Source organism: Prevotella sp. AGR2160 (assembly GCF_000424185.1).
GTDB lineage: Bacteria > Bacteroidota > Bacteroidia > Bacteroidales > Bacteroidaceae > Prevotella.
This window is the reverse complement of sequence record NZ_AUJK01000010.1, coordinates 80,109-102,349: the sequence shown is the minus strand read 5'-3', so window position 1 is coordinate 102,349 and position 22,241 is coordinate 80,109. Positions and strand designations below refer to the sequence as shown.

20 protein-coding genes are annotated in these 22,241 nt (G+C 48.8%); 5 read left to right on the top strand and 15 right to left on the bottom strand.

Features of this window, described 5'->3' with window-relative positions:
• Positions 1-201: 201 nt before the first annotated feature.
• The 4 genes from G604_RS0108370 (at position 202) to G604_RS0108355 (ending at position 4,176) form a co-directional block, all read left to right on the top strand.
• Positions 202-726, top strand: coding sequence for a GAF domain-containing protein (locus tag G604_RS0108370; RefSeq protein ID WP_196801108.1), 525 nt, complete (start codon positions 202-204; stop codon positions 724-726).
• Between the two features lie 249 nt (positions 727-975).
• Positions 976-2,220 carry a tyrosine-type recombinase/integrase gene (locus G604_RS0108365; protein ID WP_028910170.1) on the top strand — a complete coding sequence of 415 codons (1,245 nt, stop codon included), beginning with the start codon at positions 976-978 and terminating at the stop codon, positions 2,218-2,220.
• Positions 2,217-3,149: a tyrosine-type recombinase/integrase gene (locus G604_RS0108360; RefSeq protein WP_231376102.1), complete on the top strand. Its 933-nt coding sequence runs from the start codon at positions 2,217-2,219 to the stop codon at positions 3,147-3,149. Before G604_RS0108365 ends, G604_RS0108360 begins: the two co-directional genes overlap by 4 nt.
• 4 nt (positions 3,150-3,153) lie before the next feature.
• Complete coding sequence (locus tag G604_RS0108355) at positions 3,154-4,176, top strand: tyrosine-type recombinase/integrase (RefSeq protein ID WP_028910168.1); 1,023 nt, start codon at positions 3,154-3,156, stop codon at positions 4,174-4,176.
• A gap of 749 nt (positions 4,177-4,925) precedes the next feature.
• Here G604_RS0108355 and G604_RS0108350 read toward each other — a convergent pair.
• Positions 4,926-5,507, bottom strand: a complete 582-nt coding sequence (locus G604_RS0108350) for a hypothetical protein (RefSeq protein ID WP_028910167.1) — start codon at positions 5,505-5,507, stop codon at positions 4,926-4,928.
• Positions 5,508-5,718: 211 nt separating this feature from the next.
• Here G604_RS0108350 and G604_RS0108345 point away from each other — a divergent pair, with 211 nt between their 5' ends.
• A complete protein-coding gene (locus G604_RS0108345; protein ID WP_028910166.1) occupies positions 5,719-6,867 on the top strand; it encodes an IS110 family transposase in 1,149 nt (382 codons plus the stop codon).
• A 365-nt stretch (positions 6,868-7,232) separates the two neighbouring features.
• Here G604_RS0108345 and G604_RS0108340 read toward each other — a convergent pair whose 3' ends face one another.
• The 14 genes from G604_RS0108340 to G604_RS13970 all read right to left on the bottom strand — a co-directional run bounded on the left by G604_RS0108340 (position 7,233) and on the right by G604_RS13970 (position 22,237).
• On the bottom strand, positions 7,233-9,536 hold the full coding sequence (locus G604_RS0108340; protein WP_028910165.1) for a type IV secretory system conjugative DNA transfer family protein: 2,304 nt from the start codon (positions 9,534-9,536) through the stop codon (positions 7,233-7,235).
• A 344-nt stretch (positions 9,537-9,880) separates the two neighbouring features.
• A complete protein-coding gene (gene traN / locus G604_RS0108335; RefSeq protein ID WP_028910164.1) occupies positions 9,881-10,816 on the bottom strand; it encodes a conjugative transposon protein TraN in 936 nt (311 codons plus the stop codon).
• Complete coding sequence (traM, locus tag G604_RS0108330) at positions 10,813-12,009, bottom strand: conjugative transposon protein TraM (RefSeq protein ID WP_028910163.1); 1,197 nt, start codon at positions 12,007-12,009, stop codon at positions 10,813-10,815. The genes traN and traM overlap by 4 nt, the downstream gene beginning before the upstream one ends.
• Before the next feature lie 17 nt (positions 12,010-12,026).
• Positions 12,027-12,485 (bottom strand): hypothetical protein, encoded by a 459-nt coding sequence (locus G604_RS0108325; RefSeq protein WP_051220313.1) that lies wholly within the window; start codon positions 12,483-12,485, stop codon positions 12,027-12,029.
• A 13-nt stretch (positions 12,486-12,498) separates the two neighbouring features.
• Positions 12,499-13,095, bottom strand: a complete 597-nt coding sequence (gene traK, locus G604_RS0108320; protein WP_028910161.1) for a conjugative transposon protein TraK — start codon at positions 13,093-13,095, stop codon at positions 12,499-12,501.
• Between the two features lie 124 nt (positions 13,096-13,219).
• Positions 13,220-14,554, bottom strand: a complete 1,335-nt coding sequence (locus G604_RS0108315; RefSeq protein ID WP_028910160.1) for a membrane protein — start codon at positions 14,552-14,554, stop codon at positions 13,220-13,222.
• A 38-nt stretch (positions 14,555-14,592) separates the two neighbouring features.
• Positions 14,593-15,264, bottom strand: a complete 672-nt coding sequence (locus tag G604_RS0108310; protein WP_155941895.1) for a DUF5045 domain-containing protein — start codon at positions 15,262-15,264, stop codon at positions 14,593-14,595.
• A 90-nt stretch (positions 15,265-15,354) separates the two neighbouring features.
• Positions 15,355-16,038 carry a hypothetical protein gene (locus G604_RS0108305; protein ID WP_028910158.1) on the bottom strand — a complete coding sequence of 228 codons (684 nt, stop codon included), beginning with the start codon at positions 16,036-16,038 and terminating at the stop codon, positions 15,355-15,357.
• 72 nt (positions 16,039-16,110) lie between these two features.
• Complete coding sequence (locus tag G604_RS0108300) at positions 16,111-16,911, bottom strand: hypothetical protein (RefSeq protein WP_231376100.1); 801 nt, start codon at positions 16,909-16,911, stop codon at positions 16,111-16,113.
• Positions 16,893-19,844, bottom strand: coding sequence for a TraG family conjugative transposon ATPase (locus tag G604_RS0108295; protein WP_028910156.1), 2,952 nt, complete (start codon positions 19,842-19,844; stop codon positions 16,893-16,895). Before G604_RS0108295 ends, G604_RS0108300 begins: the two co-directional genes overlap by 19 nt.
• Before the next feature lie 57 nt (positions 19,845-19,901).
• Positions 19,902-20,189, bottom strand: coding sequence for a DUF4133 domain-containing protein (locus G604_RS0108290; protein ID WP_028910155.1), 288 nt, complete (start codon positions 20,187-20,189; stop codon positions 19,902-19,904).
• Positions 20,190-20,316: 127 nt separating this feature from the next.
• Entirely contained in the window at positions 20,317-20,649 is a 333-nt protein-coding gene (locus G604_RS0108285; protein ID WP_028910154.1) for a DUF4134 domain-containing protein, read from the bottom strand.
• A 229-nt stretch (positions 20,650-20,878) separates the two neighbouring features.
• Complete coding sequence (locus G604_RS0108280) at positions 20,879-21,949, bottom strand: hypothetical protein (protein WP_028910153.1); 1,071 nt, start codon at positions 21,947-21,949, stop codon at positions 20,879-20,881.
• Between the two features lie 3 nt (positions 21,950-21,952).
• Positions 21,953-22,237 (bottom strand): DUF3127 domain-containing protein, encoded by a 285-nt coding sequence (locus G604_RS13970; RefSeq protein ID WP_051220312.1) that lies wholly within the window; start codon positions 22,235-22,237, stop codon positions 21,953-21,955.
• Between the last annotated feature and the right edge of the window lie 4 nt (positions 22,238-22,241).

The window sequence follows — 22,241 nt, the reverse complement described above, 5'->3', positions numbered from 1 at the left end:
AGCATATTGCCGACAAGGGTGACGAGGTCGTCGTACCCCTTCACCCGTGCCTTCAGTATTGAATAGCCGTTCTCGCCATTCTGATACGTAATCCGTTCTATGACTGCCCGCAGCTTCATAATGATGTTACAAAAGTACATAAATTATTGGACATTCAAGAAAACAATTGTACTTTTGTGGTTGCAATATTGGAATCATAATATGGACAAGAATACTTTCAAAAAGAAAATAAACGAGGAGCAGCATACCAAGAGGCAGGTGAACAAGATAGAGAAAGCTAAAACCTATGAGCGGCTTATCCCCCAAGTTGAATCTCTGATTGAGGGCGTTGACAATCATGTTGGGGTATTGGCTAATGTATCAGCATTACTCCACTCGTCATTCCTCCATTATTTTTGGTGCGGCTTCTATATCGTTAAAGGAGATATACTTGAACTTGGTCCTTTTCAAGGCGATGTGGCTTGCTATACCATCAAGAAAGGACATGGCGTGTGCGGCAAGGCTTGGGAAGAGATGCAGACTATTGTAGTTCCTAATGTTCTCCAGTTTCCAGGGTACATCGCCTGTTCATCGAAGTCTCGGTCAGAGATAGTAGTGCCGGTGTTCAAGGGTGATGATGTTGTTGCCGTCATTGACGTTGACAGCAAGGGATATAGTGCATTCGATGACATTGACAAAGCAGGACTGGAGAAGATTGCAAAGATAATCAGTCAGCTGTTTGAGTAAAGCCGTCTCCCTCTTGTAAAGACATAAATCGGGTAGGAGGTAAATGTTATTCATAAAAGGCATTTACCTCCTACTTTCACATTTACCGACCTCCCACACCACCGATATTCCAACGTTGGAATATCGGTGGTTATTCCAACATAATTTTTATTCCAACCTTTTATTGTAATCGTTTTATTTTCAGCTTAAATTCTTATCCTTTAGTTGGAATAATATTATCTTTGTGCATTCACCAAAAATTAATTGCCTATGGACATTGAGAATTTAAAACGCACAAAGAGCAGTCTGAAATCATATTTACAAGAAAACGGATATAGTCAAGCCTATACTAAGGTTCTTCTACATGAGATTGACAGGCTCATTTCAGATTCACATTTTGTAGAAGCAGATTCCTATGAATCGTATTATGAGACACATGTCGTACCTATATACAAGAACTCTGCTACGCTGAGTTCCAAAAGGGGTATGCTTGGAAGAATTAAGTCATTGGATCTGTATGGAGTAATGCCATCAAAGGGGCATCCGTCATTTCTCCTCAACAAGGGTTGTTCATGCCAATTTTCACCTGAGTTCAACTGCTTCATCGACACATGCCGGACGGAATGGAAAGGACGGAGCTTGGCTGCTTCAACCATTGATAGCAGAATAGGTGTGCTCATCAAGTTCTTTGCTTATCTAACAAGAGCAGGTATTGCTACTTTTAAGAATATCTGCGAGCAAGATATACGATCTTATTTTTTTGATGGAACCTCAGTAATACGAGGATATGATGTCGTAAAAATCATTCGGCTTTCCATTCTCGATTATTTGTCAGTAAGTCACAACACATCCTGTAAGTTTATTTTCTCTTTCCTTCCGCAAATCAGAAAACGGCATAAGATATACCCGTATCTGAGAGATGAAGAAAAGCAAAGAATAGACTCCTTGCTTGAAGCGCCTGGATCGTTCAACTTGAGCAAACGTGATTTGGCTATATTCACACTGATTTATTATACAGGTATAAGAAGGGGTGACCTTGTAAAGTTAGAGGTGCATGATATTGACTGGGATAAAGATCTTATCTTGATTAAACAGGGAAAGACAAGGAAAGTGAATATGCTGCCGTTGCTCCCAATAGTCGGTAACTATATCCTTGAATATGTTGAACATGAAAGACCAGATACAGAATCGCCATATCTGTTCTTGTCAACTAATCGAATTCCAAATAAACTCTCAGGTGGAACCATATATGATATTGTGGAGAAGGTGCTCAGTTGTGCAGGGGTAAGAGTTGAAGGAGGAAGGAAGGGACCCCATTTGCTACGCCACAATCTATCCATGTCTCTTCTGAGAAGCGGAACATCAACGCCCTTGATCTCAGAGATTTTAGGACATTACAGTCCTAATTCTGTTGATGCATATCTGGAGTCGGACGAAAAATCACTGAAGAAATGCGCCTTGAGCGTAGGCGATTACCCGATTGGAAAGGAGGTGTTCGAGGTATGCCGATTATGACATTTGCTGAATTAGTCGAGAGTTACGCATCTTATCGCAGTGCTTGTGGCATGAAAGAACGCCCCATGCAAGATGTACGCTACTTCTTCAATGCTTGCGTCAGAAAGTTTGATAGAAGTAAATATTTGACTCAGGAGATGGTAGACTGGTGGTGGGAAAAAAGAGTAAACGAAATTGCTGTGACATACAGATCACGTCTGAATAAGGTACGTCCGTTTCTGCAATACATCAAATTACGGATGGACCTTACAGATCTCATCATACCAAGAATGCCACCTTATGTAGAGAGCAATTCTATACCGCACTATTTTACTAAGTCGGAGCTGAGAAACTTTTTCAAAGCATGTGATGAGATAAAAAACTATAAGACTTTGGAGCAGAAACTGAGAAAGATGGAAGTGCCAGTAATTTTTAGGCTCCTGTATAGTAGTGGTATGCGTTGTGTAGAGGGAAGACTTCTTGACAGAGACGAAGTAATCTTGACGACTGGAGTCGTAAGGATTACAAAGACTAAGGGTTACAGAGAGCGAATTATAGTCCTGCATGAGACAATGCGTGAAATTATGTCTATGTACGACGAGGCCATGAACTCGCTAATACCAGATCGTCATGTGTTCTTCCCTGATATCCATGATGATTACAGGAAGGATAAGTGGCTAGATGCTCAGTTCAGAGAGTGTTGGTACAAATATAATAAAGTCACTGCATACCCGAGGGAACTTCGCCACCAATATGCGATAGAGAACATCAACTCATGGCCGAACCATGAGTATGAGACCAACGAAAACCTCGTATCGCTGAAAAACAGTATGGGGCACTCTAAAGTGTCAAGAACTCTTGGTTATTATGCACTTGTCCCGCAGTATGGTGGCATAATAGAATCAAAAAGCGGGAATACTTTTGAAGAGGTTATACCATTAATGCCATAAGATTATGAGGAAAAAGGATTTAGAGGCTCTACAGCTTGCCAGACTTTACCGTGACTGGCTAAGTGAGAGCGCTTTGGTTTTGAGCTCTCACACCATATCTTCCTATAAGGAGGCATTCAGATGTCTAATGAGATATCTAGAAGACAATAAAGGTCTCAACACCGGTACATTCTGCTCCGTCACAGGCTTCTCCAAGACCCTGCTGACAGAATGGGTAGCAAATATGGCAGGAGAAGGATTAAAGCCCAGAACCTGTAATGTTAGGTTGTCTGCAGTGAGGTCATTTCTTAAATATGTTGCGTCTAGCGATGTAGCTTATCGCAAGCTCTTTATGGAGGCAGAAGAAGTGCATGGCATTAAAAATGATGCGGAAAAAGTTGTGTGTCTGAGCAAGAACGCTATCAGAACAATTCTATCCGTACCAGATGTGAGTAAAGATGCCTGTTACCGAGATGTAATTCTAATGTCTCTTGCCTATTGCACAGGGTGTAGGATTAATGAGGCACTGTCTCTTACACTCTCAGATGTAAGTCTGAACTCTACCGAGCCGTACATTATGGTTCAAGGCAAAGGGAACAAGCATCGTACACTCTATGTAAATAGCAAAATGGCCGGCAATCTCATGAAATACATACAGAAGTTTCACAAATGCGACACAGATGGAAATCGGTATTTGTTCTACTCAAGAGTTAAAGGGCCATACGTGAAGTTGAATCAAGAATCAATTAGAAAAAGGCTTAAGACGTATGCTGTGAAAGCGCATGAAAAATGCGAAGAGGTACCACTGGATTTACATATGCACCACTTCCGTCATGCAATGGCACTTCAACGTCTTGAGGATGGAATGAACATTGCACAACTCTCAACAGAACTTGGGCATAAAAATATCCAGACTACTATGATATATCTGAATGTCAAGCCTGGTATGAAAGAGAAGGCTATTATGGAAGTTCAAAGTAAAGATATCAGACAGATGCCTAAAAAGTGGAAAGGCAAGGCCACAAAACTAAGTGAACTATTTGGCTAATAGTCATCATGAATTTTATTCCAACTTTAATGTCAAAGAATCACGGCTATAATCGGAGTTCAAGTCAAAAGGTTGGAATAAAATTTATGTTGGAATAACCACCGTACGTGCGGTTCCGCATACGGCGGTTTCGCGCTTATACACCTTATGGTGTGTGGCAAGTTGTTTTCAGCCATCCCTTCGAGATACGTCACTTCTATTCTATTGTCGGATTCCGTCCTATCTTGTGAATAGAGAGTTCCTTTTCGGACATCTGACTACAAAAGACTCTCAAGGTAGCAGTCATTTACTATTGCACTGCGCGATTCAGTCCTTCCCTATAGGCACACGTGCCTTGGGTACTATGACCTCTGCTGACTTCTCACGGCAAGCTTTACTCCGTCATGGTGCATCGAATAACTCATCTTCACCCATGCGTCCGTGAGACCTCACTGGTTAAGTATACCGACTTTCCACCTTATCCCCGCCTAATTTACTCCTTGCGATTCCGAGTAGTTATAGGGCTTTGACGCTCTTTGCCGCCTCACCCTCGCAAGTAAGCCTTGGTATCAGGTTTCTGTACGTCGGGGCAGATGTTTGCCGCTGACTTCTTTCAGATTCCATCTCGCGATGGACACCCTTGTCTCTCTGGCTGGACAGTTCCCACTACTGGGGCCTGTTAGGGACTTACACCCGTTAGCCGATATACATGCCAGTCAAACAAAGACCGCTACCATCAGCCTCCATGCTGACGGTACCGGCTGTGTTTTTTACTTCCAATCGATTTTAATGTCACGAAGGCTAAAGAGCGTTGTTCCGCCACCTCCATAGAATGAGAGATTTGAAATACGCGCGTTTGCCGATACATTCGTGAACTTTAGGATTATCTTCGTATTGATATTTTTACGGAGGACTTCATAGTTGCTAAGTCCACCCACAGAAACAGAATCTTCCGGGCATTGATAGATGTTGCCGTCATAATCATTAAGGGACGCTCCATGAAGAATCTTTGGGTAAGCATCCTCTCCAGTATTAAGCGCCATCAGCGTAACAACAATATTGCCAGTTATGGCATTTCCTTCAGCTGAACCAATTCCATACTTGACACTATCCACTGTCACGGAAAGAATCTGGCGAATGTCCAACTGCTTTTTGTACTCAGCATTCCGATCTGCGAGCTCGTTAAGTCGGGATTGCATTGAAGCCATCTGACCATTCTGCATTTCAACTTGACCCTTCAGGGTCTTTACTTCTCCTTCAAGTGTCTTGACACGGTCTTCTACCTTTATTGTTTGTCCTGACACTGTGGCGGAGAAAGCCACCCACATGATAAGCGTAATGATTTTGTTCATAAGATACGTTGTTGATGTATGGTACAAACTTATATAAAATTTTTGAGATTTTACACCAGTAGGATAAAAAAGTTGAGGCCACAACGCAAATAACTGCTGAGATGCGGCTGAAAGCCGCAATTTCTTAGTAACTTTATAGCGGAGTCTTACTCCAATTAGTGTGTAATTAACGGGCTTAGTGTCCCAATGTTCAACTAAAAATTTCAGAGCTATGAGAAACGTATGTGGCCTCGATGTGCACAAAGATAATGTTTTTGTGTGTATTGACAAAAGGAACGATGAGAAAATTCAGTTTAAATGTGGAATTTTAACCAGAGACCTTGACGTCTTGCGCGACAAGCTGGTGGAGAACGATGTCGGCGAGATAGCCATGGAGAGCACCAGCGTTTACTGGATGCCTATATGGCGTGTTCTGGAGAGCGACTTCAAACTTTATCTTGTAAACCCGTATGCCATTAAACAACTTCCGGGCAGGAAAAGTGATGTTAAGGATGCAGAGTGGATAGCGACCTGTCTCCGCAAGGACCTCATCCGGGGCAGCTATGTGCCTGACGCTACAATCCAGCAGTTGCGCCAGTACAACCGCCGTATATTCGACATTAACAAACACATGGTTTATATACAGAACAAGATGGACGCGGCCCTGCAGCGTTGCAATATACGTATCAGCAACTATGTGTCAAACGTGGATACCAAATCCTACAGGGAAGTTGTTACTAAGATCACAGAGGGAGAGGCACGTGCGGAGGAACTCGTCAAGGTTATCCATGGAAGAACTATAAAGCGTTGCGGGCGCGACACCATTGTCGCATCCCTGGATGGAGTGGTAAGGCAGGCAGATATTGACTTGCTCAAGCAGTACAAGGAAGAACTCGACATGTTGAGAAGACACAAGGCTGAATGCCTTTTGAAAATGAGGGAAATCTGCAAGGAGCACTACCAGAGACAGCTTGAATTACTGCAGACCATACCAGGTGTGAAAGATCAGTCTGCAATGCAGATAATAGCCGAGGCAGGTGTCGACATGAAGACCTTCATTACGGCAGCCATGCTGATAGGCTGGGCTGGCCTTAAGCCAAGGAATGATGAGAGCAACGGCAAGTTCAAGTCAAGGAAAATAACTCATGGAAACAAATATCTCAGGAAGGTTCTTATTGAATGTGCGTGGGCAGCAAGCAGAACTCAAGGCTGCTTCTACAACAAGTTCTCTTACAGACTCTGTGTAGTAAGAAAGAAGAGCGGACTCAAAGTACGGGTCGCAATAGCACGCAAGATGCTTGTCGCAATATGGAATATGTTCACAAAGAACGAGACATACAAGGACTACCAACTCGAAAACGAGGAAGAAAAGCCCTCATAAATGATTATGACCACCTTCGCAGGTGTTTATAATATACCGTCTGTTGTAAGGTCATTATCTTTGTAGTAGCGCAGACTCTGTCTACAAACAGTCTAATGCTTCAGACGGCGTAGGACACCAGTTTGAGTTCTAAAGCTCGAAGAGGAAAAAGTTACATTTTTACTCTTTCATGGCACGATTGGAATACCACACGTGCCCGATTGTTTATGCGTCCGTTCTGCAAAGATGTCTCTATAATCAGTTAAAACTCGTGGATGCCATAAGCTTTTTTAGAGGAAAGGTAATGATAATTTCCAAAAAACTATAGGGATATTCCCTAAACGTTGAGAGAATATCCCTATTGATGTCTAATTACTTGTGATAACTTACTGAGAGTTGAGCAGACTCTTTATCATCTCGTCAATCTCACGGTTCACTCTGGCAAAGTTGCGGTTGAGCATGACTTCCTTCTGACGGGCATCGCTGAAGGCGTAGATTTTGGGGAGGTCAACGTATTGGGCTTCTTCCTTCTTGATCTCTGCCATATTGAAGTTGGTTTTACAAAAGTACTTGGTCGTCTTGAATTCAGGGCTTTCCTCAAGGTTGATGCTGCTGAAGGAGCTGCGCTCTGTTGGTGTGAAGTCACGGGCAGCCTGTCCGGCGAGCCAACCTGTGGCCATATCGGCGATTTTGGCGGCTGGGACAAGGTTGTCCATCTTCTCACTGATGGACGTGCTGACCTTTGAGTCGTTGATGGTGATGGACTTGCTTGTCTGTTTGGCCTTGCCGAAGACATCATTCTGAGCCCATTCCAAAGTTTCTTTGTTGCGGGCAGCACCCATGAAGATGTTGCCGCAAGTGGTGATGATCTTCTGCATGCCGTTCTTGCCGTAGTCGGCCTCCAACTGGGGAAGTTCCTGGAAGCCGAGGGTGACAGCCACCTTGTTGCTTCGCGCAGTACCGATAAGGCGGTCTATCTTGTGGAAGTAGAGTGTGGGCAGCTCATCGACGATGATGCTCACGGGCAGGTTGCCCTTGCTGTTGATACGTGTGACAAGTCGGTTGAGGATGAGGGCATTGAGCGAGCCGATGACCTGTTCCTTTTCCGGGTCGTTGGCGATGACAAGGTAGCTGGGACTGTTTCTGTCGGAAATCTTCAAGTCGAAGTCGTCGCCGGTGAACACCCAGTAAGCCTCTGGGGAAACAAGACGGGCGGCATTGACACGGAGCGTTCCCACCATACCCTCAAGCTGGTCGTTGGCCTTGTTCTTGTAGGCACTTTGGAACGGTGCCATCAGTGACATGATTTTGGGGTCTTGCATGAGTATGTCAAAGACTTCGCTGTAGCTTCGGCCTAAGAAGCTCAGCACATGTGGCATGTCGCTATATTCTCCCGTGATGGTGTCGGGCTCCACCTCGTTGCCGCTCTCGTCCTCATACCAACTGCGGGTGATGACGATTTCCTTTTGGTTACGGTCAAGGTAGCTAAAGCCGTTGAGGTCGACAAACATGCCGTCGGCATCGGTGGAGACGTTGTTGCTCTCTCGGTCGGTGAAGTCAAGGACCACGTTGCCTCGTTCGTCCAGGGCCTTATAGTCGCGCCATTTTCTTGTGACGAGTTTCAGTTTTCTGCCGTCGTACTCGACATAACGGGTGAGCTTCCTGCCGTTCTTATAGCCTGTCGGATGGAAGTTGACAAAGAAGTAGATGATGGCGGCAAGAAAGTTCTCAGCTGAGTTCTGGAAGAAAGCCTCGCTGCCGCCTTTCTTCTCTCCGCCGCCTTTGTTGAGGGAGGACAGGAGGGTGGCAGCTGTCTCGGATGCTGCCGCAAGGTCGGGAATATACTTCCGTTGGATAGGATTCACACGATTGCTGTACTCCACGTCGGTGAAGTTGACGATGCGGAAGCCGCAGTTCTGGGGCAGCGTGCCCAGCTTCCGGTTCTTGCAGTACTGATAGAAGAGATTCCTTGCCAGTGCCGGGAACTTATAGTCATAGACCATCATGGCAAAGCCCTTGGCACTATGCTGGCGGATGAACGGGTCGATGATACCGAAGGACTTACCAGAGCCTGGCGTACCTAAGACAATGGTGGCGCGGAAGGGATTGATGATGTTGATCCAGCCGTGGTTCAGTTTCTTCTTGTAGTAATAGACCATGGGGATGTTGACGCTGTACTCGTTCTCTTCCTTGTTACGGCTCTGCTCGAAGCTCTCGTTGTCGAAATTCCATTTATCGTCACCTATTTTCATACCCAAATACTGCGCGATGGCATCGAAGCCCTGATGGATGAGCATCGTGCCGACAACGGAGCAGAGGACATAGAGGCAGCGGTTAAGGGGATAACCGGCAAAGGAGCCATTAAGCGGCATTCCGTAAAAGACGAAGCACAGGACCATCATGGTCGCTCCGGCGAGGACGGGATAGAGCACCATGGTCTTGAGGTTCCACTTCAGGCTCTTGCGTGCTCTTGTTCCGATGCAGGTAACGGTGATACAGATGAGTTCCATCACCTTGCAGGCAGCCACGGAGTCGAAGACCTTGAAGCGGTGGAAGAGCTCAAGGACAAAGGCGACCATGCGGTTGTCTGATGTGATGGGCAAGTTCATCACAATCTCTATAATCAGTATCAGATAGATGCACGAGCGGAACATACTGTACATCTGCTGTTGTTCACGGGTTTCTTCCATAAATAAGCCTCCCCAAGCCCCTCCGAATGGAGGGGATGTTGAAATGAATTATAGTTTATACTCAGCTATGCGCTGCGAATTATATTTACACAAAAATTAAAGGTATCGAATGAGCTTGCAAAACGGTACCATTTGGCTCGTAAAACGGCCTCTTTTGTCGGCTGAAAGGGGCCGTTTCGCAACGCTGTTTGGTAAGTTTTGTAAACTCGCTGACTAACAATTACTTGCAAGACTATTTCTCCTAATGCCAATGTCTGAATTATCTTTACTATCTTGTTACACCTTTATATATAGGTATTCAAACATCCTCCCCCCCTCGGGGAGGCTTGGAGAGGCTGCTTCCTTTAGTGCAGGTTTATCAGCAACTCCGGAGCAAAGCTGTCGGCATTGAGGATGTCACGGTAGTTGATGTCGAGATAGCTGACACGGCCGCTGATTTGGTCCTCGGTGATTTCCAATCTTAGCTTCTTCTCCTCCGGGAACGTGAGCTTCTTCAGTACGATGACATTGCGGTAGTTCTTCACGAAGTGGTCGGCATGGTTGACCATGTAGACGGGCGTGAGCTCGATGGTCTGTGAGTTCGTGGCCTTCAGTTCTTTCTTGTCCATCAGCTTCAGGCGGATTTCGGCAATGTCGTACTTGATGTTGCTCTTGTTCTGCAAGGAGAAGTCGATGAAGAAGTAATCGCCAACGGTATAGATGTTGTTCACCTGCGCACGGATGCCATACTGCTTGTTATGCACACGGAAGCACTTCCTGCGGCTGGTGAAGATAGACCAGCAAAGACGGGACATGTCGCCCTGGGTCATACTCACCTCGGGATTAGTATAGTCTCGGATATCTTCCTGCCCGACAGTATAGACGGAGTGGGCACGCTTCGGGGCTTTTGTGTAATAGACGGTAAACTGTGCAATATGACGCTCACCAATAACCGTCACCGTTCCCGCAAGCTCATTGTCCATCAGCGTGGACTTTGGTTTCAGACGGACGATGTTGTCGGCGCACTGATTGCCCACGAGTTTGTCTGTGGAGATGTCCACGAGTTTGATGTTCTCCGGCATGATGAGATGGGTGGTCACCTGGTCGTTGACATAGATAACGGTCTTTTCCAAGTTTCTCTCAAAGATACGGGCATCATCCTCCGTGAGACGGTGGATGTAGCGGATGCGGACGGTATCATTCTTCTCACTCTTGGTGATTTTGTCACCTGTTGCGGTGTTCTCTGCTTGGGTTGGCAGGATGGCTATGGCCATCAGTGCCATGATAATAATCTTTTTCATTCGTTCTGTGTGTTTATAAGATAGACAATGGTATTGTACTTGATTTTGGCCTTGTTTTTTCGGATATTTTTCGACACGGCGGAACTGGCAGACTGGTACATGTTCTGCAGGGCTTGCAAGGCGATGATCTCCGGGGACACGCCGCCGGTGCCGTTCACGTCGAACTGGATGTTCTGCGCGGCGACATTGGAACCTGCATCCTTCATCATCTCACGGAACGTGGACTCAGGGACATAGAAGCCCTCCATGCCGTCATTGTCAAAGACGCTGAGGTTAACCTTGATGAACTTGTTGCCGACGAGGATGCTCGTGATGTTGGCCATGACACGCTGCTGTCCAAAGCCGGTAACGATGCCGTAGAGGTAGGACCCTTTCTTAAGGCGGATGCCCTTTACGGTTACGTCATCGAGGAGCTTGAAGCGCAGACGGGTGCCCTCACGTGCCTTGGTGGTTTTGTCAATCATCGCCTTGATAAGGGGCTCATCGACATTCTCGGTACTGGCCACGGTGTTGAACTTCTCGCTGTTGTCCTCCTTGACCTTCTCGACGACCTCGGTTTTCTCTTCCTTCTTGTTTGATTTCTTTCGGGAGTTGCCGGTGAGGGCGTCAATCATTTCCTGTTGCTGCCTTCTTTCCTCGGCTTCCTCTTCTTTATCGCGTCGCTCCTGCTCGGCCTGGTACTGACGCTGGCGTTCCATACTGCGGTTCTGGATGCGGTCGAGCTCACGGGCATAGGAGTTGAGGTCTTCCTGCTGGCTTCTGCCACTACTGCCATAGCCGTTGATGCGGTTCATGTTGGCCTGCTGACGCTCACGGAGGTCCTGCTCGGCTTTCATCTGACGGAGACGCTCGGCATTGACGGCCTCGATTCGTTGACGTTCCTGGTCATTGTAGCCGCTGCCGGTGGTGTCTTTCTGCTCGTACTCGTCGCCGATGCCGTCAACAGCGGTGAAGGCTCTGCCCTCGGCGAAGTGCTTGTTCATCGCTGTCATCTTGCTGTCCATGCCCTCACCGCGAGCATCGGGGAGGCTCATGTTGATGGAGTCGGTAACTACGTTCTTGGCGGTCTTGCCGTTACCCTTGAAGGTCTCCATGCCGAAGTAGATCAAGCCCAACAGGGGCAGGAAGATGACCAAAGGGAAAATGTACTTGGGTTGTCTGAGGTTCAGACGCTTGAGTTTCTGTAAGTCCATATCATCTATTTTTATGTTTATTGTTTGTTGTCGAGATACTTTACCACGAGTTCCAATTGGCGGTACTTCACCATGATGTCCAGGGAGTCCTGATGGCTCTTGACGGGCAGACGGACGAGGGAATCGAGTTCGTGTTTGAGCTGCTGGCCCTTGTTAGTGAGCACCACGGTCTGGTCCACCTGCATGGATTTCAGTCGCTGGATGCGGCGGATGCCGTCAAAGGCAGGCTTAACGTCGGACAGTCCGGACATCATATCGGCTTCGTTGTAGGTGGAGGTAAGGGTGAGCCAGCTGCCAATAATCAGTGAGAGCATGAGCGTGCCGATGGTGATAAGGGACACTTTTTTCTTGTGCTTGTCTGCCCATTGGTTGGCCTTGGCTATCTTGTCCTTGAGTTTAAGCTTGTCAGTCAGTGACTTGATGCCTTCCGCTATCTTAGCATCTTTCTTTTCTTTGCTTCGCTTAAATATCTTCATAGTATTCAATTTATTAGTAATCCAAATCTTTGTTTTCGAGTGTTCTCCAGTTCGTTATGAGCAGTCCGTGGGGATTGTTCTGTGTCCTTGGCACGTTCTCAATCTCGCCCACGGTGATGATGGAGCGTTTGAGGTCACGACTGCGACGCTTGATGAGCTGCGTGCCAAAGTACTTGAACTTTTTCTCATGTTCATTAAACTGTATGGAGTCGCACTTGATGGTGCAGACGGCACTGCTCGATATAATATCGGAGTAGAAGCCGTTCTCTTCCATAGCCTGTTTCTGCTTCATCGCCGTACCATCGGCCATATAGAGGGCCTTGCCGAGTGTCCACTTGATGTAGTCGTCATCGGGAGGCAGGTTGAAGAAGTATTGATGGAAGAGCTGGATGTGTGCCTTGGCCTCCATCACGAAGTTGGCTTCCTGCAGGCTGCGCTCGGCAAGGAAGGGAATGTCTCCATCGAGGATGTATATCTGGCTACGCTCCTCACTGACAAGCTTTGAGCTCTGATAGATAGTGAAGATGCAGATGGCCGTGCAAGCCGCCAATGTGAGGATGACGGTTGTCAGGGCCAGTTTGGTTTTCTGTTCTAAGGATTGTATCAACATAATCTTTTTAGTTAGGAGTTAGAAATTAGGAGATAGGAGTTGATGGAGTTTGAAGTTTAAGTCTAAGAGTTGATGGAGTTGTCTTGCATACGCTTGACAACTCCTAACTACTCACTTTTCACTCCTAACTTCCTTCGGCTCCTCCCGGTCTATAGTTGGAGTCGGACTTGCCCACATTATTTATACTGCGGGCAGAGTCTGCTCCACGGCTGTAGGATGTTCCTAGTCCGGTCTGCGCCATGATGGTGCGGGCGGTCTGGCTGAAGCCGCTGCCGCCATCGCTGTGCGACTGCTGTGCCGCACCGATAATGGAGGCTGTGCCGGTGGCGACTGTCGCTCCTGCCGCTGCTGTCGTGGTCGCCGCACCCATCGCATAGCTTGCACCGCCGAAGACGAGGGTCTGTGCCATACTGCCAGAAGCCGTTCCTGCGCTGGAGCTGATACCGCCGGGAATGAGCCACGAGGCTACTTCGGGCACGAAGCGGAAAACGTAGGCACCCACGAGCATGCCCATGGCATACATACAGTTCGAGCCGATGCCCTGCAAGCCCAACGCGCCTATCTGCTGCCAAGAGTTGACAGTTCCTCTCAATAGGGTGTCGTAGGCCTTGATGTCTTCCATGAGGTTGTACATCAGGATGAAGTCGATGTAGTATAAACAGAAGTAAACGACAAATCCCCATAGGGAAAGCGACAGGTACTTGCCCATCCACTGGGCCCAGGCATTGCTCCAGGGCGGTACGATGCTGAGGGCGAACATGATGGGCGCAAAGGTGGCGAGGATGGTCATGAAGATACGCTGGGCAACGAGCATGCCGTAGTAGGACATCTGGAAGATGAGTTCGCCGACGAACCGTATCACGTCGTTGATCCACTCGCTGACCTTGGTCTCGGCTGCCACGGCGGCACGCTGGGCGTAGTTGTTGATGGTGGAGCCGAGGTTCTCCATGTTGTAAATCAATTTATCCCACCAGTGGGCGTCCTCACCAATCTCCTGCACCTGCTTGGCGGTTTCGATGCTGTCCTGCACTTGTCTGAGACGTTTTAGGTAGTCGTCCTGCTTTTGGGCAACCTTCAGCTCCAACGCCGCTACTTCCTTGTTCTTGCTCTGTGCCATCTGTCGGGTCACCTCCTCCAGTCCCTTGCCGGGCATCTTGAGCGACTCGCAGATATAGCTACTGTAGGTGATACACAGGGAAAGGCCGATGATACGGGCGAGTTTCATTACGTCCATGCCACGGCGGCCGAGCATCATCATCCAGCACTCATAGGAACCCATGCAGAGGGCGAGCAGGAGACCGAGCATCTTGGCAAAGCTGATGGCATTGCCGAGGATGGCGGACTTGGGAAAGGTCTCCATTGCCGTCAGCAGTCGCATCAGACTTTCGTCTATGGCAGGGAGTCCCATCGTCAGCAGCTGGTCGATGAACATTGAACTTGATAATAGTAAGTCTGTCATAGTATCTTATTTTCTTTTGTTTTCATGATTGATTTTGTCTACTGATAGTATTGCTGTGCCATTCCCACAAGATGAGCCACACGCGAGACGACTTCTTCCATCTGCTTCTTGTACTCTACATAGGCTTCCTGCCTTTTGGAGTTTTCCAGTTCATTACCAAGCCCTTGTTTGTGCGTGTAGGCGATGGACTGGCAGATAAGGTCGTTCTGACGCTGGAGCTCGTTGACCTGCGGAGCCAGCTTGCCCTTGCTCTTGGTAAGGCAGAAGGTAAGACCCTCGGTGATGGCTCCCTGCATACGGTTGAAGTCATCCTTGAAGGTGGAGTAGACGAGGTCAACGTTGCGGTCGGCGGCACGGATGACTTCCTCGTCGTGCATCTCCTTAACCTTGGCACGCTCTTCCTCGACCTTTTTGATCTTCTCTTTTTGCAGTTCTTCCTGGGCAATACGACGGGGCATGATGGTCTTGACATTTGACTTATGCTCCTTGAAGCGGACACGGTATCTTGACTTGAAGCCGGACCACTTCCAATAGGTCTCGGCACCGGAGTATTTCTTGTGGAGAAAGTAGTAGTACCAGCCTGGCTCGAAGTCCCAGGGGCCGGTCTCCATGCTCCGCCACTGCTTCTCCTTCTGCTTGTCGTGCACTATCTTTTGGGCATAAGCGCTCCCGCCTTCCCCAATAGGAAAAGCGAGAGCTATAGAAACCATAGTAAAAGTGAGTGTGTGTCTCATGGTATTTTCGTTTTTTGTTCGTTTGACTTGGGTGTTTGTATATCACATGACAATTTACAGGTTGGCTTATGCTCCGTACCACTTGTCAATGACTTTCTTCGCTATCTCATCCTTGACCTCGCTGTTGAGGATGTCCCAGATGTAGTCGTAGTGGAAGCCGCCCATGACGACGATACTGCACCATAGATTGGCCGAGTCGATGATGCCGAGCATGTTGGAGATGTAGCTGTGGAGGGTGTTGACAAGCTCCAGTTTCTCGTCCATGCTGGCACGCATGAGGTTCAGACCACTGGCGGTAAGGGTGGCGTACATGGTCTTGATGTTCTTGATCTCCCTCGCGCAGGCAAAGTTGGCCTCGGTATAGTACCATGCCACCGCCGGTTTCTTGAAGGTGTACTTGACCGTGTTCTTCGTGAACTGGGTGTACTGGTCGATGAGACGGTAGAGGTCTGTGCCCGTAGAGGCGAGTGCCGCACCGAGGATGACGTAGCTGTAGGCGTTGTTGAGCTTGGAGTTCAGCGTCATGCGCACGTCGTTGAACTTCGTTGCTCCCGTGGTGACAAGACTCTGCTCGCCATAGCTTACCGATACTTTCTCCAGTGCCTTCTCCTCTTCCTTCTTGATGAGCTTGTGCAGCGAGATCAGTGCCTCGATAGTCGGCTGGTCATTCGGGTAGTCGAAGGCATGGGCTTTCGAAGGATAGAGGATGGCAACTGCCAAAAGACATATTATAATGGTATGGTACTTCATAGTTCATTCGGTGTTCTTTTTGGTTCTTGATGGTAATTACTCACCTCTATTTTGGAGAGTGGCTGGTGGCTCTTAGATGCCAATTCCGTTCCAGTCTCTGATTATTCCGTCCACCATGCCGCTGGCCTGATAGACGGCAGCCCAGCTCTCCGGGTCGATGGCAAAGAACACCTCGCCCCAGGTGCCAAACTGGCACATCATCACCATCACGTCCATCTTGCACTTCATCTCATAGAGGCGGGAGTAGATCCTGTTGGCCATCGTAAGACGGGTGTAGCGGTCCATGAAGTTGTAGCCGTCGCCCTGACCCATGTTATAGCGTCCGCCACCGTTGGGTATCTTCTGGCGGATAATGGGATTGTCGGGCAGACGTATTTTGCCGTTGTTCACCACGTCGATGAAGTCATGGATAAGCCCCTCGGTCTCGATGACGACATCCGAGAGTTCGTTCAGGCAGAGGACGTAGTTCTTCACGGGGTGCGATAATATGTACTTTGTCACCGTAGGCACGGAGGTGAGGATGTCGGCACTAAGGAGAAAAATTTCCTTGTAGTAGCCTGTTTCCTCCCCGAAGCCACGGACATTGGTCATCGTCAGATGGTAGAGTTCCTTAATGCCCTCCATGGCGGCGGTGTACTGCAATATCTTCTTCTGCTTGGCGGAGATGGTGTCGAGCCGCTCGTTGTGTTTGTCCTCGATGGCCTTCTGGGCGGCGGTGTTGGCAGTTACCTGCCCGATGGTCTTGGGGTCTATGACAAGGTGCCATCCTGCAAAGGCATGCGTGGTGGCAAGGAGAAGCATGGCTGCGGTCAGGACACAGCATTTATTCTGCCTGCTGCTTATCTTGTTGGTATTCAGTCTGATTTGTCCCATAGTGGCATAATGTTCTGTTTTTGGTTTACTTTCACCGCGAAGTCAAGGTACTTCTTGATACCGAGTTTTTTGCGGTCTTCCTCAATTTTCGTGATGGCGGTCTGGATGTCGCCATAGTGCCGCTCATAGACTTTCAAAGCCTCTTTCTCGGCGCGCTCGGTGGTATAGGCCCAATAGCACTCGGGCGGTTCCTCCACGCCATAGACATCGGAGTACTGGCCACGGCATATCCACACTTCCTTAAAGTAGCTACGCCCGTCGTGGTTGTTGAGGGCGTTGACGGTGAAGATCTGCTGCTTCTGTACCTGCGTAAGGCCGAGAATTGCACTGATGTCGTCATATCGGTCCTTGAACTTGCTCTGGTCGAGGAGGATTTTCACATCACTGTTGTTGATGATGGCTTCCTTCACGATGGGGCTGTCGATGACATCATTGAGCTCCTGTGTTACCACTCCGGCGATGCCGTGGAACTTTCTGACCGTCTTATAGAGGTATTTGATGTACTCCGCCATGGTCGGTGAGCTGATTGCCTTCCACGCTTCCTCGATGATGAGTGCCTTGCGGCCTTTCTTGATGCGCATCTTCTGTAGGAACACGTCCATGATGATGAGCACCACGATGGGGAACAGCACGGGGTCGTCCTTGATCTTATCAATCTCGAAGACGATGAACTTCTCATCAAAGAGGCTGGCATCCACGTCGTTGTTCAGCGTGTGCTCCAGTTCGCCACCCTTGTAGAACTGCTCCAGAATGGCGGCGAAGTTGTCAATGTCGAAGTTGATGCTCTTCTCCCTCATAATCTGCGGAATGCGCTCGATGGCAAACTCGTAGTAGCTGTTGAAGCTGAGGTTGTCGACGTGCATCTTTCTCCTTTGTTTCTCCATACGGTCGATGCGCTGCTCGATGGTGATGAGGTAGTTGCCCTCAATAAGCTGTGGCATGAGGCGCATGAGCTGGCGGTTGGCGGCGACCTTCTCGCCGTCGGTGGCGGCCTTGTCGTTGATAAGGTCGTGGAGCTTGTTCACTTTCCGCTTTATTCTTGCGTAAGTTTCCTTCTCCTCAGCAGCACGTAGATTACCATCACCGGCCATACCACGGTCAGCAGCAGGATTGAAAGAATCGTATTCACTATCCGGTCCGCCAAAGGCAGATGGATCTTCGGATGTTTCGGTAGAGGTGGCTGTTCCATATTCATATTCAGAATGTTTATATTTTTCTTCAAGTTCCTTGCTGTGCTTCTCGTAGGTGCCGTTCTTCTTGTCCTCCAAAAGCAGACGCTTGCGGAGCTGGTCGCGCTCGGCATCGGTAAACTCCTTGAAGGGTGTGAAGTACGACTCGTAGTACTCGACGATGGTCTGGTTGATGATCTTGTCCTCTATCTTCGTAGGTGCCTCGGTGCCCTTGAAGATGAGGAAGATGAGCGACTTGAGGAAGTTCTTCTTCTCGCCGAAGTTCTGTGAATACTCGGTGTCCGTAATCTTAAACGGGTTCATCGAGATGGGCTTTTCCTTTGAATAGCTGATGTAAGTGCCTTTGAAATAACGGCATATACCCTCATAGCTGTCGCCGGTATCGACCATGACGACATCAGTATTCTGCTCCAAAAGCTGGCGGACGACCGTGTTCATGTGGAAGGACTTGCCGCTGCCGCTTGGGCCGATGCAGAAGAAGTTGGCATTGTCGGTCATCTTCACCCTCCCTTCCTTGCCGGTGATGTCGATGCAGACGGGCAGGCCCTGGCGGTCGGTGTAGTAGGTCTTCAGCGGCGTGTCCTCGCTGTGCTTCAGATGTTCCTTGAAGAAGAGGCAGAGGGCTGCGTCGTTGAGCGTCAGGAAAAGGTCGTAGTCGGGGTTGAACGAGTAGGCGTTGCCGGGAAAGGAGTCCATGAAGAGCTCCAACTGGTTGTAGGCACTCTTGCTGGCGAAGATGCCGCACTCGTAGAGCTTGGTCTCGATGAAACTCGTCACGGGTGTCAGCTTCTCGGCCTTGCAGCTCACCAGCAGATTGAAGTTGGTATAGACGAGCAGCTTGCTGTCCTGGGCGAGTACGTCGAGGACGGCCTCGATGTCGGCCTTGGCAATCTTGTTGCTGGGGTCGGGCATGGAGCCGTGGCGCTTGGCTTTACTTTGGAGCTTTCTCAACAGTTTCCTTTGCTGCGGGATTTGGATGACTTGGTTGTAGATGACGCAGTCGGTATCAGGAATCTCACTGAGGAAGGCCAGCAGGTCGGTGGCGATGACGTAGCCGTTGACGGCCACGGGCTGGTAGGGTTTTATCAGCGATGGCAGGTTGATTTCGTCCACGTCGACGATGTCGAAGGATTTTACTACTTTGTCGCCCATCTTCAGGCAGTCGTCACCGGCCTTGAAGCTCTGCATCGAGAAGGGGCCATCCTTGAAGTGGAAGGCCATGAAGCGGTGGAGGTACTCGTTGACCTCGTCCTTGGTGAGCTTGCGGTGCCAGATGCCACGCTCCTTGAGGATGTCCATGACCTTGCTGACCTTGGTATGAAAGTCGAGCCATGTCTTGGGGTCGTACTTCACGAAGGCGGATTTTACCGCTTCCTGCGTGATAATGAGGTAGGTGCGTATCTCAGTATAGGGCCGGCCGTTGAAGTAACGGAAGTAGCTCCTGGTGAGGAACTCCATTTCGTCGGTGATGTCGTGGTGGTAGCTCTGGCGGCATAGCACATCCTGCTTCTGCAGGGCATAGCCCTCGCCGAGCGTCTGGACGATGTTGTTCAGCACGTCGGTGAAGGCGACATACTGAACGGCATCCGTGGCATACTGCTGCACGGGGTTCTCGATCTCGATAATGACGGACGGATTGCCGTTCTTCGAGAAGAGGACCGTGTTCATCAGCTTGCCGGAGCCATCCTTGATATCCTGGAGCTGGGCGAAGAGGCCGTCAAGCGGCTTTTTCTTGTTTGACATGGTAGGTTATGTTTGTAGTAACTGTATTCTTCCTTTTGTTTTCTATTTTGTTCGCGGCTACCGCTCGTACATTTTGTAAAAGAAGTAGATGTCGTGGTGCCGTTTCTTGCTGTGCAGTCCACTGCGCTGCTTGACGTAGATGGAGATGATTCCCACGGCGGCGAGGCAGACCATGACGATGAAGCCAACAAGCTTGCCGAAGAGGATGGAGGACAGCAGGAAGCCGAGGAAGCTCAGGCCGATGGCTCCGGCGGCGTAGGTCAGGAACCTGCCCCGAATGCCCATGAACTCCAATGGTTTCTGGAGTCCCTTGAAAACCGGTATGCCGTTGAAATTGATGTCCATTTGGCTGATGTTTTGTTTAGAATTATCTTTATGTTATATATGTTTCTTAAGGTGAATTTTCAGAGTTAGAAGGTGTCCGGGCCGACACTTTTCATCGGTCGGACACCTTGTAATCAGCGGTGTGCAACTACTTGAAGAACAGAGGCAAAGCCTCGCTCATTGCAAGAAATGCTACACAACCGCCAATCGTGAGCATGATGGCCTTCTTCACGTCCTGATCTCCGTTCTGCATCTTGAAATAAATGGAGAACGCGCCGACCAGTGCGATGACGGCAGCAATGGCCTTCATCAGGTTGCTCACAGGGGTCTGGTAGCTCGACACCTCGGTGATGGCTTTCTGGAATCCGCCGGCTCCCTTGCTCTGGGCAAAGGTCATGACGGCACAGAAAAGGAACATTCCGAGGAAGGCGGCTACACGCTTCACAGGGATACTCTTGCATACGCTAACGCAGGAGTTCATGATGGTTTTGGTTGAAATGGATTGTAACATAAGTGATTTTTGATTTTCAATACGTTACAATTTAATGACCACATGAAAATGGAAGATGGGTGAGTGCCACTCACGTGGCCGTCTGATCCCCTTGCCTCACGGCGCAGCCCTCTTCCGGAAGCTGTCTTATCAACCTAATGTTAAAAACATGAACAATAATAACTAAAACTAAAAACCGTATATACAAAGAGCAAAATCTCTATATGTTGAATTCTGGCGGAGACTCACGGTTCGACCGTTCAGATTTTTCTATCGCTTGAAGTTCGTCCTCGTCGGGAACGCGCTCTGATTCTTTCTTTTCCCATAAATTGTCGATTTGTCTGAGTGTCATTTGAGCTTCATCAAGAGAGACTTGCTTGGCCTCCTTACTGACTTGCTCGGCAGTCTGGGTTCCTTGCAGTTTCGTGTGCTGCTTGGATTCGTCTATTTGAACCTTCAAGAAGTCGAAGTAAGCATCACTATGGAACTCCGGTTGCTTTGGGGGCTTCGGAGGTCTGGGCTTTTTTGCATGAGTCGGTTTTGGAGAAGTTCCTTCTTCGGAATTTGACTCTGACGGAATCTTTTCCTTGAAGGCTTCCTCACTTACAGCATCTGACACCTTAGGGGAAACAGTATGCTCAGGACCGACGATGCGGACTTCCGGGGCGAATGACTCTACGTCTTCTGTGGAGGTATCCTTCACCTCCGATGCGTCTTTGTCTTCCTCTTTTGAAATGGAGTCCTCTGCGTTCTCTTCATTCGATTCCATATTTTCCCTCTCCTTTGACATGGCTGACATTTCCTCGGAAAGTATCTCTCCACGTCTGAGCTTAACAAGCTCATTAATACGTTTCTGAGTTTCCTCATCAGTTGGTCTTGGGCCTATGTCATCGGAGGGATTTACTTTGGGCTTATCACTATCCACATCGAATGATGTAGCTGAGAGTGGAGGAGGGACCTGTGCTGCTGACTGCTCAGCGGATGCAATGGCTTTCTTCTCTTCCTCACTTGTTTCTCCCGACTCCTCATCATGGATGGGGTGCGCTGTGGCCACCTCGTCATCCGATTTATGGGCGGCGGAGTTCTGAGCGGCAGACTGCTGTGGCTCTGTCTTTCCCACTGCTATGGGCTTGAACTGCCCGGCCTCGTCGGAGATGTCGATGTCTACGTCCTTGGGCTTGGGCATGAACTCCACCGGGTCCTTCTTGATAAAGAGGTCGAAGACTATCATGCCCGCGTAACCAAGGACATAAAGAACAACAATAACAATTACTATACTCGTGAATGCCATAAGCTATTCTGCAAAGGGTTGTGACTCGTCACGCTCGATGCCGGTGACACTGTTCTTGCCGAACACCTTGTCTCCTGTCTCGTGGACTTTGGGGACATAGGTCACAGTCAGCTTCTCACCCTCGGTGATGGCATACTGGTCGATTTCTTTCTGCCCGAAGACTTCAAGGAGGAGTTCTCCGTCGCCGTCGGTATCGAGGACAAACTGCTGGGCGGCCCATGTGCTGCCCTTCTTTGACGTGCCTGTCCTTACAGGCAGGACTTTCTTGATAGTTCCTGTGGTTTTCATAGTC